Origin of the sequence: Halomonas alkaliantarctica, from assembly GCF_029854215.1 — a bacterium.
In the GTDB taxonomy this organism is placed as follows: domain Bacteria; phylum Pseudomonadota; class Gammaproteobacteria; order Pseudomonadales; family Halomonadaceae; genus Vreelandella; species Vreelandella alkaliantarctica_A.
In genome coordinates, this window is record NZ_CP122961.1 from 126542 (window position 1) to 141052 (window position 14511).

The 14511-nt window shown below is 57.9% G+C and carries 10 protein-coding genes and 1 pseudogene; 5 read left to right on the plus strand and 6 right to left on the minus strand.

Annotation, left to right across the window (positions count from 1 at the left end):
* Positions 1–18: 18 nt before the first annotated feature.
* The 3 genes from phrB to QEN58_RS00605 all read right to left on the minus strand — a co-directional run bounded on the left by phrB (position 19) and on the right by QEN58_RS00605 (position 3700).
* Positions 19–1431 (minus strand): deoxyribodipyrimidine photo-lyase, encoded by a 1413-nt coding sequence (gene phrB / locus QEN58_RS00595; RefSeq protein ID WP_280105325.1) that lies wholly within the window; start codon positions 1429–1431, stop codon positions 19–21.
* A gap of 83 nt (positions 1432–1514) precedes the next feature.
* Positions 1515–2435: a MerR family transcriptional regulator gene (locus QEN58_RS00600; RefSeq protein ID WP_280106879.1), complete on the minus strand. Its 921-nt coding sequence runs from the start codon at positions 2433–2435 to the stop codon at positions 1515–1517.
* A 206-nt stretch (positions 2436–2641) separates the two neighbouring features.
* A complete protein-coding gene (locus tag QEN58_RS00605; protein ID WP_280105326.1) occupies positions 2642–3700 on the minus strand; it encodes an NAD(P)/FAD-dependent oxidoreductase in 1059 nt (352 codons plus the stop codon).
* Positions 3701–3848: 148 nt separating this feature from the next.
* Here QEN58_RS00605 and QEN58_RS00610 point away from each other — a divergent pair, with 148 nt between their 5' ends.
* The gene (locus QEN58_RS00610) at positions 3849–4751 is read left to right on the plus strand and encodes a TIGR01777 family oxidoreductase (protein ID WP_280105327.1); all 903 of its coding nucleotides are present in this window, start codon (positions 3849–3851) and stop codon (positions 4749–4751) included.
* An 11-nt stretch (positions 4752–4762) separates the two neighbouring features.
* On the opposite strand, the gene rapA is transcribed toward QEN58_RS00610, so the two are convergent.
* The gene (rapA, locus tag QEN58_RS00615; RefSeq protein WP_280105328.1) at positions 4763–7708 is read right to left on the minus strand and encodes an RNA polymerase-associated protein RapA; all 2946 of its coding nucleotides are present in this window, start codon (positions 7706–7708) and stop codon (positions 4763–4765) included.
* Between the two features lie 113 nt (positions 7709–7821).
* Positions 7822–8625 carry a redoxin family protein gene (locus QEN58_RS00620; RefSeq protein WP_280105329.1) on the minus strand — a complete coding sequence of 268 codons (804 nt, stop codon included), beginning with the start codon at positions 8623–8625 and terminating at the stop codon, positions 7822–7824.
* A gap of 117 nt (positions 8626–8742) precedes the next feature.
* Here QEN58_RS00620 and QEN58_RS00625 point away from each other — a divergent pair, with 117 nt between their 5' ends.
* The 3 genes and pseudogenes from QEN58_RS00625 (at position 8743) to QEN58_RS00635 (ending at position 11864) form a co-directional block, all read left to right on the plus strand.
* Positions 8743–8979, plus strand: coding sequence for a hypothetical protein (locus QEN58_RS00625; protein WP_071694984.1), 237 nt, complete (start codon positions 8743–8745; stop codon positions 8977–8979).
* Positions 8972–10513: a phospholipase D family protein gene (locus QEN58_RS00630; RefSeq protein ID WP_280105330.1), complete on the plus strand. Its 1542-nt coding sequence runs from the start codon at positions 8972–8974 to the stop codon at positions 10511–10513. The genes QEN58_RS00625 and QEN58_RS00630 overlap by 8 nt, the downstream gene beginning before the upstream one ends.
* Positions 10514–10656: 143 nt before the next feature.
* A pseudogene (locus QEN58_RS00635) lies at positions 10657–11864 on the plus strand (ABC transporter substrate-binding protein).
* 181 nt (positions 11865–12045) lie between these two features.
* Here QEN58_RS00635 and QEN58_RS00640 read toward each other — a convergent pair.
* Complete coding sequence (locus QEN58_RS00640; protein ID WP_280105331.1) at positions 12046–12579, minus strand: Hsp20/alpha crystallin family protein; 534 nt, start codon at positions 12577–12579, stop codon at positions 12046–12048.
* A gap of 195 nt (positions 12580–12774) precedes the next feature.
* Between QEN58_RS00640 and QEN58_RS00645 the strand changes: the two genes are divergently transcribed.
* Positions 12775–14406, plus strand: coding sequence for a dihydroxyacetone kinase subunit DhaK (locus tag QEN58_RS00645; RefSeq protein ID WP_280105332.1), 1632 nt, complete (start codon positions 12775–12777; stop codon positions 14404–14406).
* Positions 14407–14511: the final 105 nt, after the last annotated feature.

The following is a 14511-nucleotide window of genomic DNA, read 5'->3' on the forward strand; positions in this document are numbered from 1 at the left end:
CAGTTGCTAGCAACAGGTTTATTTAGATAGCGATTTAAACGCCTCTAAGGCGCGCTGGCGTGCCGCTTTGTGGTCGACAATAGGCGCTGGGTAGTCGACATCGGTGAGTAGATCTTGCTGCGGCGCATGGCGCGCTTTAGCGGGCAATTTGGCCAGCTCAGGCAGCCAGAGAGCAATAAACTCACCTTCAGCATCAAAGCGAGTGGATTGGGTGGTTGGATTAAAAATGCGAAAGTAAGGGGCGGCATCAGTACCCGTTGAGGCTGCCCACTGCCAGCCGCCGTTGTTGGCGCAGAATTCGCCGTCAACTAGGTGACGCATAAAAAAGGCTTCGCCACGGCGCCAATCAATCAGCAGGTGCTTACTTAAAAACATTGCCGTGATCATGCGCAGCCGGTTATGCATCCAGCCAGTTGCCACTAACTGTCGCATGGCAGCATCAACAATGGGGTAGCCCGTTCGCCCCTCGCACCAAGCTTGAAAGCCTTCGTCATCATCGCGCCACGCTAACTGCTTAGTGTGTTCTTGAAAGGGTTGGTAGCGACACACTTGAGGAAAACCCACCGCTACGTGTTGATAAAATTCCCGCCAGACCAGCTCGTTGACCCAGGTTGTAAGGCCGATATCGCCATCGGCTAAGTCCCCGCCGTTCTCAGCCATCACGGCTTGTAAACACTGGCGATGGGAGATCATGCCGAGCGCCAGATAGGGCGATAGTTCGCTGGTTCCGCGTACCTTAGGTAGGTCACGCTGAGCGTTATAGTGTCGGCCACGGAAGCGCAGAAAGCGCGCCAAGTTATCCGCTGCGGCATTTTCACCGGCAGGCCATAGCCGTCCATCAATAGGGGAGCTATCAAGCGTAGGCAGTTCAGGCAGCGAGTCGCTTTGAATATCCAGCGCCGCTTGCACCTTTGGCGTCGGGCGCAGCGCCAACTGTTCGGCGCTGACCTGCTTGTGCCACGCCTTGGAGAACGGCGTAAATACCCCGTAATAGTCGCCTTTGCCGGTTAGCAGGCTGCCGGGGGCAAATGCTACAGCGTCGTGGTAGCCATGAGCGGCAATACCAGCCTGTTTAAAGGCGTCTTGCACAGCCTGATCGCGGTGGCGCTCATTGAGCGCGTACTCATAATTGAAGTGCAACTGCTCAATATCGTACTCACGAGCGATATCGAGCAGCGCCTCGGGTGCCTGGTCATAGCGTTCAATATCGCGATGCAGTAGTGGGATATTCAAACCGTTGAGCGCTGTTTTAACGCCAGCCACACCCCGCGCCCAAAAATCCAGCTTATTGGCGCCGTGGCCATGCGCTTGCCACTGGGGAATGCTGCGCAAAAATACCGCTATCACAGGGCCCTTAGCCGCAGCGGCGGCGAGGGCGCTGTTGTCGTCAATGCGCAGATCGCTGCGCAGCCAAACCAACTGACGTTTCATAGGCTTCCTCTCCTAGGGGCTCCTGCGGCACAAAAAAATGGCCGGTCACCGGAGGGCGAACGGCCAGGAAAAAAGCGCGCTGGTTAGAGTACGCCAGACTCGCGCAATAGTGGGCGCAAGCGGGCAATCGCCTGGGGCAGGTCATCGCCCAGCATGTGTACCGGTCCATCGCGCAAATCGTTTTCGCGCAGACGAGCCACTTCACCGCATACGCCGATGGGCACGTTAAGCGCTTCGGCTGCTTTAGGCAGCGCTTGGTTAATATAGCTATCGCTCTCCCGCTGGCCGCTAGAGAGCAACACCATGGATGAGTGCAGCCGCGCCACTGCCTGGGGGAGATCCTCCAGCGGCAGTGAATGGTCAAGCATCTGCACCCGGTAGCCCTGTTCGCTGGCCATTAGCGCCGCCATCAGCACCCACAGCGGGCCAGGGTCGTCGGGCATGGCGTTGAGCAGAATCAGCGGACCACGCGTGGCCTGGTTGGCATAGTGCAAGCGGATACCCACTTGGCTGCGCAAAAACGCTTCCAAGGTGCGGCGAACTAACTGATCCGCTTGGACGGCCCACTTGGCCTCTAAGGTCAAGATAACCGGTTGCCATAGTTCATTAATGGCAACGCTCAGCGGGTATAGCGCCAAGCTCTGGTGATAAAACGCTTCCAGCTTGGGAAGATCCAGCGCTTCGATGATCGCTTGCAACTTCAGGCGTTGACTCGCCCAGTCACCGGCATCAGGTGTCGGGGCTTCAATTGTTTCTGGCTGGTCAAGCAAGTCGGCGACTTGACTGACCGGCACACCACGATTGAGCCACTGCAGAATGCGTTCGATGCGGGTGATGTCATCCTGAGCGTAAAGACGATGGCCTTTCGGCGTGCGCTGGGGGCGAATTAGCCCGTAGCGTCGTTCCCAGGCGCGTAGCGTGACCGAATTCACCCCTGTTAAGCGAGAGACCTCGCGTATTGGATAGAGTGGCGTATCGGGTGGGTGGGTCGCCTTCAGACTCATGGGCGCCAGTACCTCGTCGGTAACTGCAGCGCGGCGCTGCATGGGCTTATCATTGTTCGCCGCGGCGAAGGTGATTCATATTCCATTTAAAGATGGCCTGATTTAAAAACTAAACATTAGCACAATACTGTATGCCCATTTGTACAACTTGTCGCTACCCGGTACAACCTTTATAGGAATCCTTCTTAATCATTTAAGCCCCGTGCTTATTGAACCGACCGGCCTACTAGTGCTTCTCCTAAACGGTGTCCGGATAGCCAGGCATCCTCAATGCGACCGTCACGGAAGCCGTCACCGCATAGGGCCAATCCGTTGGCACTGTATAAGTAATCATGTTCGCAAGGGGTTGAGGGCTGCGCATAGCGCCAGCGATGAGCGCCCGTTTCAATCAGCCGGGGGAGCGTGGTGGAAGGGGGGAAAACACGTTTCAGGGCGGTGAGTAGTTGTTCTGCCACCCACTCGGCAGGCTGCTCTAAATGGGTTTCGCTCCACTCAAGCTGTGCCAAAAGGCTAACGCTTTCCGGCTGTGTGTCGCGACCTGGTTTGGTTTGATTACGGGATACTATATTAAGGGCTGGATGCGCGAGGCGCGCCATCTGCCAGTCCGGGTCAACACCAGGCACGGCAGGAAGTGGCCCGTCAAAAATTGCCCATCCCGCCCAACAGGCCCGCTGCTCTCGTGATAAACACGCCGCTGCCAGCGTGTCGTCCCATGGTTCTATCAGCGTATGGGCCTGGGGAGGCGGCGCGCTAATCACGACCTGGTCATAAGGCCCGTGGCGAGCCCCGGCAGCGTCTACCAGCAGCCAGCCGTTGGGCGCGGGGGTGAGCTTGGCGATGGGTGTACCAGTATGCAGCACGGCATTGGGCTGGGCCGTTAGCGAATCTGCCATATAGCGCGTCAAGGCGCTCATTCTGGGCGCACCGGTGTAGCGCTTTTGGCCATCATTGTGCGCCTGCCAGCCGCTTGAACTAGCCTGATAGGTACGGGCTGGCCAAGCGGCTATGCAGCCAGCGGCGAGCCACTCATCGACGGCGCGTTGAAAATCTGCGTCGCGCACGCTAAAGGCCTGGGCGCCTAAATCGAGCGTCGCGCTGGGTCTGCGTTTACTCGACATGCGCCCACCGGGGCCGCGTGCTTTATCAAATAAGGTGACGCTGGCGCCGCTGCTGGTCAGTACCTGCCCACAGGCGAGTCCTGCGATGCCAGCGCCAATAACAGCGACTGAGTGATGGGTAGTAAGCGGCGGTAGCGGTTTGGCCATGAGCACTCGCAACTTGCAGAAAGAGGTCGAATTAATCGTTGTGGAAGTGCATGGTAGCAGTTGTGTATAAATATCGTACAATTTAGTTATCGATTAATGTATCTCGCTAAACTGACACCTAACAATGCCACTCAATAGGAGTAATTCCATGCGCGTACTAGTGACCGGAGGCAGTGGCTTTGTCGGCCAGCGTCTATGCCGACAGTTAGCCGAACAAGGCCACGAGGTGCAGGTGGTTTCCCGCTCGCCCCACCAAGTGCGAGATCGATTGCCGAGCAATTGCGATATTCGTGACAGTGCCCAGGCGTTTATTGAGTCACCGCCGGACGCCTTGGTTAACCTGGCCGGTGAGCCGATTGCCGCCAAGCGCTGGAGCGAGGCGCAGAAAGCCAAGCTGATTAACTCCCGTGTGGCGGCAACCCAGCAACTGGTGGCGCTGTGCGAACAGTTGAAGGCCAACGGCCAGCCGCTGCCTAAGGTGATGGTGTCGGGTTCAGCGATGGGCTACTACGGCGATCAGGGCAAGCGCGTGGTAACCGAGGAAACAATGCCCAACGACGAGTTCGCCCATCGGCTGTGCAAGCAGTGGGAGGCCGCTGCTAAACCCATTGAGGCCATGGGTGTGCGGTTGGCGATTGTGCGCATTGGCTTGGTGCTAGAGGCGGGTGGAGGCAGCCTGGAGAAGATGCTGCCGCCGTTTAAGATGGGGTTAGGTGGCCGTTTTGGTAGCGGTGAGCAGTTTATGCCGTGGATTCACCGCGACGATTTAGTCGCGGCGATCCTGTTTCTCATCGATCAAGAGGGCTTGAGCGGCGCCTTCAATGGCAGCGCTCCGCACCCGGTGACCAATGCCACCTTTACGAAAACCCTGGCCAGTCACCTCAACCGCCCGGCCATTTTCCCAGTACCCGCCTTTGTCTTGAAGGCGGGCTTTGGAGAAATGTCGCGGCTACTGCTGACCGGGGCAGATATGCGCCCCGCGCGCCTGGAAGAGGCAGGGTTTAGCTTCCAATACCCTACTCTAGACAAGGCGCTTGAGGCGATTCTTTAAGCAACAATAGCTTAGCGGTCAGCATCAACGGTGATAATCACCCGCACGGAATCCAGCCGCAGGCGGGTGTTCTCAATCGCTTCGCTGAGTGCCTTGCGCTCATCTTTTAACGCGTCGATTTCAGCACTGCGCACCGCCGGATTGTGCTCGGCAAGTGCCGTTAAGCGCGCAATCTCGGCGTCCAGCTGGGCGCGCATGCGCGCTTCAGCGTTCTCGACGATGCTGGGCAGCTGGCGCTCGGCTTCGCCTTCACCCTGGGTAAGCAGTTCACGCAACTGGTCGTGACGGCTCTTGATCAAATCCCGTGCCAGCGACTTGTTAACCTTCTGCAGGTTTTTGCCCAAGCCGGTGAAAGAGATTTTGCTGGTCAGATTGGCGCCTGATTCATCCAGCAGTAAGCGCACCGCGGTGGGCGGCAAGAAGCGGTTAAGGTGCAGCTTCTTGGGCGCCGGGCAGTGGGTGCGGAACACGAGTTCGGCCATCAAGCGGCCGCTGGGAATGGCATCGTGGCGCAGCAGAGCGAGCGCCGAGTTGCCCATGGTGCCATCCAGCACGCGGCCCATCATTTCCCGCAGTAGTGGGTGCTCCCAGGAGAGCCGCTGTACATCGTCACGGGCCAGCGCCTGGGATCGGCTGTAGGTGGCGGTAAAGCCCTCTTCGCCTTTAACCAGACCCGGCAAGCCATCCAGCATATGTTGGCTGGGCTGCAGGTGCATTAAGCCTTTGCCGATCTCCTGGCTTTCCACGCCGAAAATATCCAGCGCCCGTTCCAGGTAGCGCGGCAGGGCGGCGTCGTCATCAAGCTCGCGCACCGCGTCGATGACCTGCTGAGCACGGGCGGGGCGGCAAGCATTGAGCTCAAGCAGTCGGTTGCGGCCCGCATCGTGTTCCGCCAGCTTGGCGCTAAACATCGCACGGGTTTCGGCGATGATCTCGTTAAGTGCCTCATCATCCAGCAGGGCGTCAGCCAGGGCGTCGCCAAAGGTATCAAACAGCTCGTTGCCGACCCCATGTGGGGCACTGAACGCATCCATACCTTCGTGGTACCAGCGCAGCAGGCGCTCGCCGGGGCTGCCTTCGAAGGTGGGAATGTGCAGCTCAATGGCGTGGCGCTGGCCGATACGATCCAGGCGGCCGATGCGCTGTTCGAGCTGATCCGGGTGCTGGGGCATATCGAACATGACGAGGTGGCGGCAGAACTGGAAATTGCGCCCCTCCGAGCCAATTTCTGAGCAGACCAACACCTGAACGCCTTCATCCTCATCGGCAAACGCCGCCGCTGCGCGGTCACGCTCTATCAGGGAGAGATCTTCGTGGAATACCGGTGCGTGGTAGCCGCCCAGCACCCGCAGCCCTTCAGCAAGCCCTTCGGCGGTCTCCCGGTGGTGGGCAATGACCAGGACTTTTTCGTTGGCGAAGCCGCTCTCGCTGTCGTCGCTGAGCTTTTCCAGCAGCCAGTTAACCCGGGGGTCGATGTGCCACCAGTCTTCGCCGTTGAGCGGGTCATTACTGAGCTCGCGGTAGGCCGCGTCGGGGTAGATCAGCACGTCGGGGTGATCCATGCCGGTCTCGATCAGCAACTCATCGAGATAATCATCGTCGCGCTCAAGACGGCGTACAACGCGACGATAAGCCGAAGGCAGCGCTAGCGGCGCTAAATTGAGGCGCCGTTCTGGGAAGCCTCCCACATGACGGCGGCTATTGCGGAACATCACCCGACCAGTACCGTGGCGATCCAGCAGCGCTTCGCTCAGTTGGGCGCGAGCGGCGTCCTGCTGCGCTTGGCTCGCCTCCGGGTTGCACAGGATGCCCAGCAGCGCTTGGCTGTCGCGGTCATCGGCTACCGCAGAGACGTGGGCACGTGCGCTGGGATCGTCAGGTAGCGCTTCGAGAGCGTCAATGGCGCGGGCCACCTCGGTATAGTGGCTCTCTTCGGCCTTGAAGCGCTCAAGATCGTGGTAGCGCTCGCTGTCCAGCAACCGCAGACGGGCGAAGTGGCTCTTGATGCCCATCTGTTCGGGGGTTGCGGTGAGCAGCAGCAGGCCGGGAATCACCGCCGAAAGCTGTTCGACACATTGGTAACCGGGGCCGCTGCCTTCTTCACTCCAGTCGAGGTGGTGCGCTTCGTCGACGATCAGCAGGTCGAACTGACTGGCCAGCGCCTGCTCCTGACGCTGAGGGTTGGCAAATAGCCAACCCTGGCTCGCTAACACCAGTTGGGCGCTCTCAAAAGGGTTGTAGCTGCCGTGAGCCTGGCTTTGGGTTTCATCTAACAGCGTGACGTTGAGCGAGAAGCGTCGCAGTAACTCGACCAACCACTGATGCGTGAGGCTGTCGGGCACCAGAATTAGCGCGCGTTCAACACGACCGTTGAGCAGCAGGCGGTGCAGAATCAGGCCAGCTTCAATGGTTTTACCCAGGCCCACTTCGTCCGCCAGCAGTACGCGGGGCGCATGGCGGTTGGCAACTTCATTGGAGATGTAGAGCTGATGGGGAATCAGGTCGATGCGCGGCCCGGAAAAGCCCAGCGCGCTGTGCTGCTCGATACGTTGATAGTGGTGCAGGGTACGAAAGCGCAAATCAAACCAGTCGTTGCGATCGACCTGACCGGTCAGCAGGCGGTCGCGAGCCTGGTCGAACTGCATGGTGTCGGCGAGTTTGGCCTCGGGCAGCTCGCGAAGATTGCCTTCCTTATCTTCACCGATGTAGGTGATCAGGCCACCTGACTCTTTGCTGTCATCGACAACGATCTGCCAGCCGTCAGCGGAGAGTACGCGGTCACCGCTGCCGAACATAACGCGGGTCAGCGGGGCCTGGCGGGTATTGTAGGTACGGGTTTCCTGACTGGCACTGAACAAAATGGTAACGCTACGGGCGTCGCAGTTAAGCACGGTGCCGAGCCCAAGCTCAGCTTCACCGTCGCTAATCCAGCGTTGGCCGGGAGAAAAATCGCTCATGATGCCTCGGAGGAGTCTGCAAAACGGGTCGACTGCCGCCGGAGGGGAGCACCGGCGGCAATAGGGCGGGGGATTCTAACGCAAAGCAGCGGGGGGATTAAGGTGTATCGGCATCAATCTTTTAACCAGCGATCCAGATGGGCGCGAGTAAGCTCGCCAACGTGGACATCCAGGGTGTTGCCCTGGCCGTCAAACAGCACAGTGGTGGGCAGCCCCGGGGCTTGAAAAAGCGCCATCAGCTGCTGGCTGGGGTCACGCAGCGCGTAGCGAAACTCAAGCTGCTGCTCATCCAAGTAGCGCACCATGGGTAGCAGGTCTTCACCCTGGTTGGCGACCACCACGCTGACGCCGTTGCGCTGGGCGGCCTCCTCAAGCAGCGGCATTTCACGCAGGCAGGGCGGGCACCATGTCGCCCACAGGTTGACGATAATCAGATCAGCATTGTCGGTTAGCGAGGGTAGATATACTTCATTGCCTTCCACATCTTCAAGGGTAATCTCTGGCAGAACGTTAACCGCAAAGTCATTGCCCAGAGGCGCTAGGGTTACCAGCACCAGCCACAGGCTGGAGGCGGCGATCAGCATCGCCATCGCACCGCCCATCGCCAATAACCGCGCCCGCAACGTCCAGGCCGACCATACCAAACCTGCGGCCATCCCCCACAGGCCGTGGTAGCCGGGTTGCCATACTTTGAGTGCCTCAAGCGGGGCATCGCTATAGCTATCCAGGTTGAGCAGGATATGGCCCACTCGAGCGCCGACTAACCAAACAATAATAAGCCCGGTAAACCAGCGCTGCTGAATCGGGCGAGGCAATCCTAATAAGAAACGTGCGCAGAGCAGGAGTAGCAGTGCACAGCCTACGGCGTAAAGGCGTGGTAGCGAGATCAGTAGTGGGCCGAGAGCAATGGCGTTCATGGGTATCCCGTTCAGGTTTTCAACTTAGATTTTTTAACTTAGGTTTCCCGTTAAGCATGTCATGAAACAGGTACACTGGGAGACCATATCATGCGAGCTGACAATTACGGAGACGTTATGCCCCCACCCGCTTTCGATAAGCTGCGCGCGCTAGCGATCGGCTCACAAGCGATTGGCTTAATGCTGATTATTACCCTGGAGACCGTCATGGGAAACGCAGCACGCCCCTGGCAGGGCGTGGTGTTGGCCGCCATGCTGGTCACCGCGTTAACGATTGCGCTGGTGCGTCTCTACCGACGCAATCTAGCCCGCAAGCGCTGGGCTGAACGTCTCGATGACAATGACAATGGCTAACCCTTGCCGTTGGGCTCAATGGCTGAGCTTAGTGGTACTGTGCAGCCTACTGGCGGGATGCACCCACGCGGTGACGCGTGAACACCACACGACGCTAGCCTTAGATGACGCACGCACTACCTGGCTGGGTGAGCAGGCTTATCAGGCGTTAGCGGAACAGTCATATCCCGATGGTTTTGCGTTGCTACCCAATGGGCAGGAAGCATTTGCTGCTCGGGTGGGATTGATTCGCCAAGCCCAGCGTGAGTTGAATATCCAAACCTACTTACTGGGCGAAGGCCAAACCACACGACTAATCCTTTCGCAGTTGCTGGATGCCGCCAAGGCGGGCGTCCGGGTGCGCCTGCTGGTCGATGATATCGGCGCTATTGGTCAAGGTGATCGCTTAGCCGCACTGGCGAGCCACCCGAATATCCACGTGCGGGTTTATAATCCGCTCCCGGTGGGGCGTGGGCATATGTTCACGCGGGTCTTGGCCTCTGTGGTCAATCCCTCTCAGCAGCACCGCCGCATGCATAACAAACTGTGGGTAGCGGATAATAGTGTCGCTATTGTGGGCGGGCGTAACCTGGGCGATGAATATTTCGATGCCAACGACGCCCGCAATTTTGCGGATTTGGACTTCGCGACCATTGGTGAGGTAGTGCCGGCGCTTTCGCGCAGTTTTGATCTGTATTGGAACCACGGCTTGGCGCAGCCAATTGAGCGCTATCATCAAGTCGCCGATAACGCTTGGCAAACGCTCGAAACGAAGCTGGAAGATTGGCTGGATGATAATGCCGACTCGGAATACTTTACCGAGCTACGCCGTCAGCCGCGCAGCGCGCCGCCCTGGGAAACCCTGCATTGGGGCGAAGGACTGGCGATGTGGGATGCCCCCGGCAAGCTTTCGTCTGGTACGCCTGAATGGCGAGATACCCTGCTAGGTGATTTAACCGATGCCACCGAGCTTAACCAGCGCCTAGTGATTATTTCTGCTTACTTTGTGCCCACCGAGCAAGGCGTGCAAAACCTAACGGATCTTGCCGACCAGGGTGTCGCTGTCGAGATTATTACCAACTCACTGGAGTCGACAGATGCTGCCTTAGTGCACGGCGCCTACGCGCCTTGGCGTGAAACGCTGCTAGCCCACGGTATCACCCTTTATGAACTGCGACCGGAGCAGGAAGCGGGCCCGGATGAAGACATGCGTGTGCCCGGCGCTTCGGCTTCAGCGCTACATATCAAGGCGTTAAGCTTTGACGATCAACTGTTCGTGGGTTCGTTTAACGCTGACCCACGGTCGATCTACTGGAATACCGAAATTGGCGTGCTGGCGCGCAGCGAGTCGTTGATGCAGGCGTTTCACGATCTGGTGGCCGTAGGGCAAGAGCCTGCGCTGAGTTACCGCATCGAACTTACCTCAGAGAGTGAGCTGAACTGGCATCTAGAGCGCGATGGAGAAATGGAAGTTTTAACCACTGAGCCCGGAAGTTTTTGGCGCCATTTCAACGCCTGGTTAAGCCATACACTTAAGCTTGAGCGCTGGTTATAGTGCATTTTTGCAAACTAGCGTTAGAAACCGATGCTTGTGTTTTTGCCGTTCCAGTTCCAGATTAATAGCAGCCTTAACGATTGACCGCTAAGGCACCCTAAAAAATTAAACAATCTCTTGAGATACTGGGAGCGACAAATAACATGATCAATAAGCGCGCATTAGCCACCGCTGTGGCGGCCTCAACCCTGGCAATGACCGGATTCGCACAGGCAGAGGTCAAAGTTGGCTTCTTGGGCGGCTTTACCGGGGAATTGAAAGTTTAACACCACCGATTTTTGCCGGGGCGCAGCTAGCCGTAGAGCAGATCAATGAGCAGGGCGGCATTCTTGATGGCCAAACGCTGGTAATGCCGACGGGTGATACCACCTGTTCCGATGCATCGGCTGCCTCTAACGCCGCCGACCGTATGGTGAACTCTGAAAATGTCACCGCGATTGTCGGTGCGCTGTGTACCGGTGCGACGATTGCTGCGGCTAACAACGCCGCCATTCCCGGTGGTGTGCTGATGGTATCCCCCGCCTCTACCGCGCCTGCGGTATCCGAGTTGGATGACAATGATCTTGTTTTCCGTACGGTGCCGTCCGACGCCTTCCAGGGGGAAATGCTGGCTAAGCTGCTGCTTGAAAAAGGCATCGATGCGGTAGCGGTCACCTACGTCAACAACGATTATGGTCAAGGGCTTTCAGACGCCTTTAGCACCGCTTTTGAAGCGGGCGGTGGTGAGATTACCGAAAACCTCGCCCATGAAGATAACCGAGCTGATTATCGCTCTGAGCTGGGCTCACTATCAGTCAGTGGCGTTGATACCCTCGTTGTATTGGCCTATGCCGACACCTCTGGTCAAACGGTACTGCGTCAAGCCTATGAAAGCGGAATGTTTACCCAGTATGTAGGTGCTGACGGCATGGTCGGCGATAGCCTGATTGAGGCCATTGGCGCTGATATCTTGGACGGTATGATCGCCACGCGCCCCGGCAGTCCTGATCTGCCCGGCACCGATATCTTTATTGAAGCCGCCGAAGCCGCTGATTTAGACCCGAGTGCGGTATTTGCCGCCCAAGCCTACGACGCAGCCTTCCTGATCGCGTTGGCGATTGAGCAGAACGGCAACGCTGAGCGCGAAGGGCTTTCCGAAGCGCTGCGCAGTGTTTCCAGCGCCCCTGGCGAGGTGATTCTGCCCGGCGAGTGGGAAAAAGCGGTTGAGCTGATTGCCGCAGGTACCGAGATTAACTACGAAGGCGCGTCTGGTTCGCATGAGTTTAATGAAAACGGCGACGTGCCTGGTGTGGTGGTAGAAATGGCTGTAGAAGACGGCACCTTTACCAGCAAAGGTCAGGTTGATCTTTAATTCTCAGCATTAGTGTTAAAAATGCCCGACTTATTAAAGTCGGGCATTTTTCATTTGGCATGGCCTACCTTGTGGTCGTTTATCGCTTAAAGAGCCGACACTACAGGTAATCCAGCCAGCGCCATGCCTGGCGCAAAAAAAGCTCGCCAGTCGGCGAGCCCTATGACGCCAGCAACTACTTTTACTGAATGGGGATTTCACGGCGAGCCGCCTTGGCCTGCTCGCTACGTGGCACCCGTATCGTCAGAATGCCATTTTTGAAAGAGGCTTTGATATCCTCGGCTTTGGCATCTCCAGGCAGATCCAGTACGCGTTGGAACCGACCATAGGAGCGCTCGATACGATGGAGCTTATTATCTTCACTATGGCTCTCCTGGCGCTTTTCACCTTCAATGACCAGACGATGATCGTCCAGGGAGATAGATAGGTCTTTCTCCTCGACCCCCGGCACCTCGACGCTGATCACATACTCGCTGTCGTGTTCGGCAATATCGAGCCGCGGCTGCAGAAGGCCCGGCAGGTCGCCAACTCGACTCTCCAGGGAGGGCATGCCGAACTGCCGCATGACACTGTCCATCCAGCGATCCAGCTCCTGATGCATACCCATGAAGGGAGAGAGCTCATTGCGGCGCGGCTCCACGCTGGATGGCGGAGTCGGTGTATCGGCATTTTCGCTCTTGAACCAGTTCCAAGGAGAGAGTTTTTGCAAATTCATACGTCACCTCCTATCTGATCTTGCTACCTATGACGTAAATCGAAATACTCAATGTCTCGGGTTGCCCCTTGACAAAAAATAACTGGTGGCAAACGACAGAATTTCAAGGCCCCAGAGCGCCAACCGTGCGGTATCCGACTATATCGGGTAGGGGCAAGGGGGGAGGCGGTACGAACAAGGAGAGGTGGCGAGATCATGACGCACTTTATCAACAGCAAAGAAGACGCTGTCACCGACGCGATCGACGGACTTATCAGGGCATCCGATGGCCAGTTGGCACGCCTGGATGGCTATCCTCATATTCGAGTGGTGGTGCGTGCCGACTGGGATAAGTCGCGAGTGGCGTTGGTTTCTGGCGGTGGCTCTGGTCACGAACCGGCCCATGCCGGCTTCGTCGGCAAGGGCATGCTAACCGCGGCTGTCTGCGGTGACGTCTTCGCCTCACCATCGGTCGATGCGGTTCTAGCCGCAATACTGGCGGTAACCGGATCGGCGGGATGCTTGCTGATCGTCAAGAATTACACCGGCGACCGCCTGAATTTCGGGCTGGCAGCCGAGCGTGCCCGTGCCTTAGGGCACAAGGTGGGCATGGTGGTGGTCGACGATGACATTGCCTTGCCCGACCTCCCCCAGGCACGAGGTGTGGCGGGCACACTCTTTGTTCATAAGATAGCCGGGGCATTGGCCGAACAGAATGCCGATCTTGAAACCCTGATCAAAGCCGCTGAACGGGTGATCACCAACACCCACAGCATCGGCATGTCATTGGATACCTGTCGCGTGCCTGGCTCGCCCAAAGAGCAACGCATTCCCCCCGGGATGGCGGAACTCGGGCTTGGCATCCATGGCGAGGCGGGGGTTGAGCAAATTGCTTGCGACAGCGCGAAAAACGCCATTTCCGCCGTCGTCGAGAAGCTGGCCACCGTAATGGATAAACAGCCCCATGCTGTTCTGCTGAACAACCTCGGCGGCGCGTCGGCACTGGAAATGGCGGTACTCGCCAACGAACTTCTGAAGTCCTCTATTGCCAGCAGCCTGAAACTCATCGTCGGGCCAGCGCCCATGATGACGTCACTGGACATGCAGGGGTTTTCCGTATCGGTTTATCCCCTCACCCAGGATGATGAAGCCTTGCTCGCTGCTGCTTGTGGCCCCAGCGCCTGGCCTGGCTGCAAGAGTATCAGGCCAATCAATATACGCGAGCTCCCCGACGGATTACTGCCTATTCAACCTACTCCATCCTGGCATGATCAGACCGCCAACTTGCTGACGAGGTGTTGTCAGGTGCTGATCGACTCCGAAGCGGATCTGAATGCACTGGATGCCAAGTCCGGTGACGGTGATACCGGATCAACCCTCGCTGGAGCCGCAAGAGCCTTGTTAAACGCGCTGGATAGAATGCCCCTGGCCGATCATTCCCAGCTTTACCGCGCCATAGGGCAGGCGCTTAGCCAGACCATGGGTGGCTCCTCAGGTGTGCTGCTGGCTATTTTCTTCTCCGCGGCAGGAGATGCTGCATCTAGCGGACTACCCAGGGTCGCTGCGCTGAAGCAGGGGCTCAATCGGATGCAGCAAATTGGGGGGGCGAAGTTAGGCGACAGAACCATGGTGGATGCCCTAAAACCTGCCTTGGATGCCTTCGACGAAAGCTTCGCCTCGGCCGCCAGAGCGGCGCGAAAAGGGGCAATTCATACCGCTACCATCGTAAAGGCAAACGCGGGGCGCGCTGCCTATATCAACGCCGAACAGCTCCGGGGGTATATTGATCCTGGAGCTGAAGCAGTGGCGCGATTGTTCGAAGAGCTGGAAGCGCAATCAGCGAAGTAGCGTGATCGTTAGCACCAGTATCGCGCCAGATTGGGCAACCACCACTGCGTGCAGTGCCCCGCAAACGCTGCTATCTGCGGGGCTTAGCTCGCCAGTCATACCAAG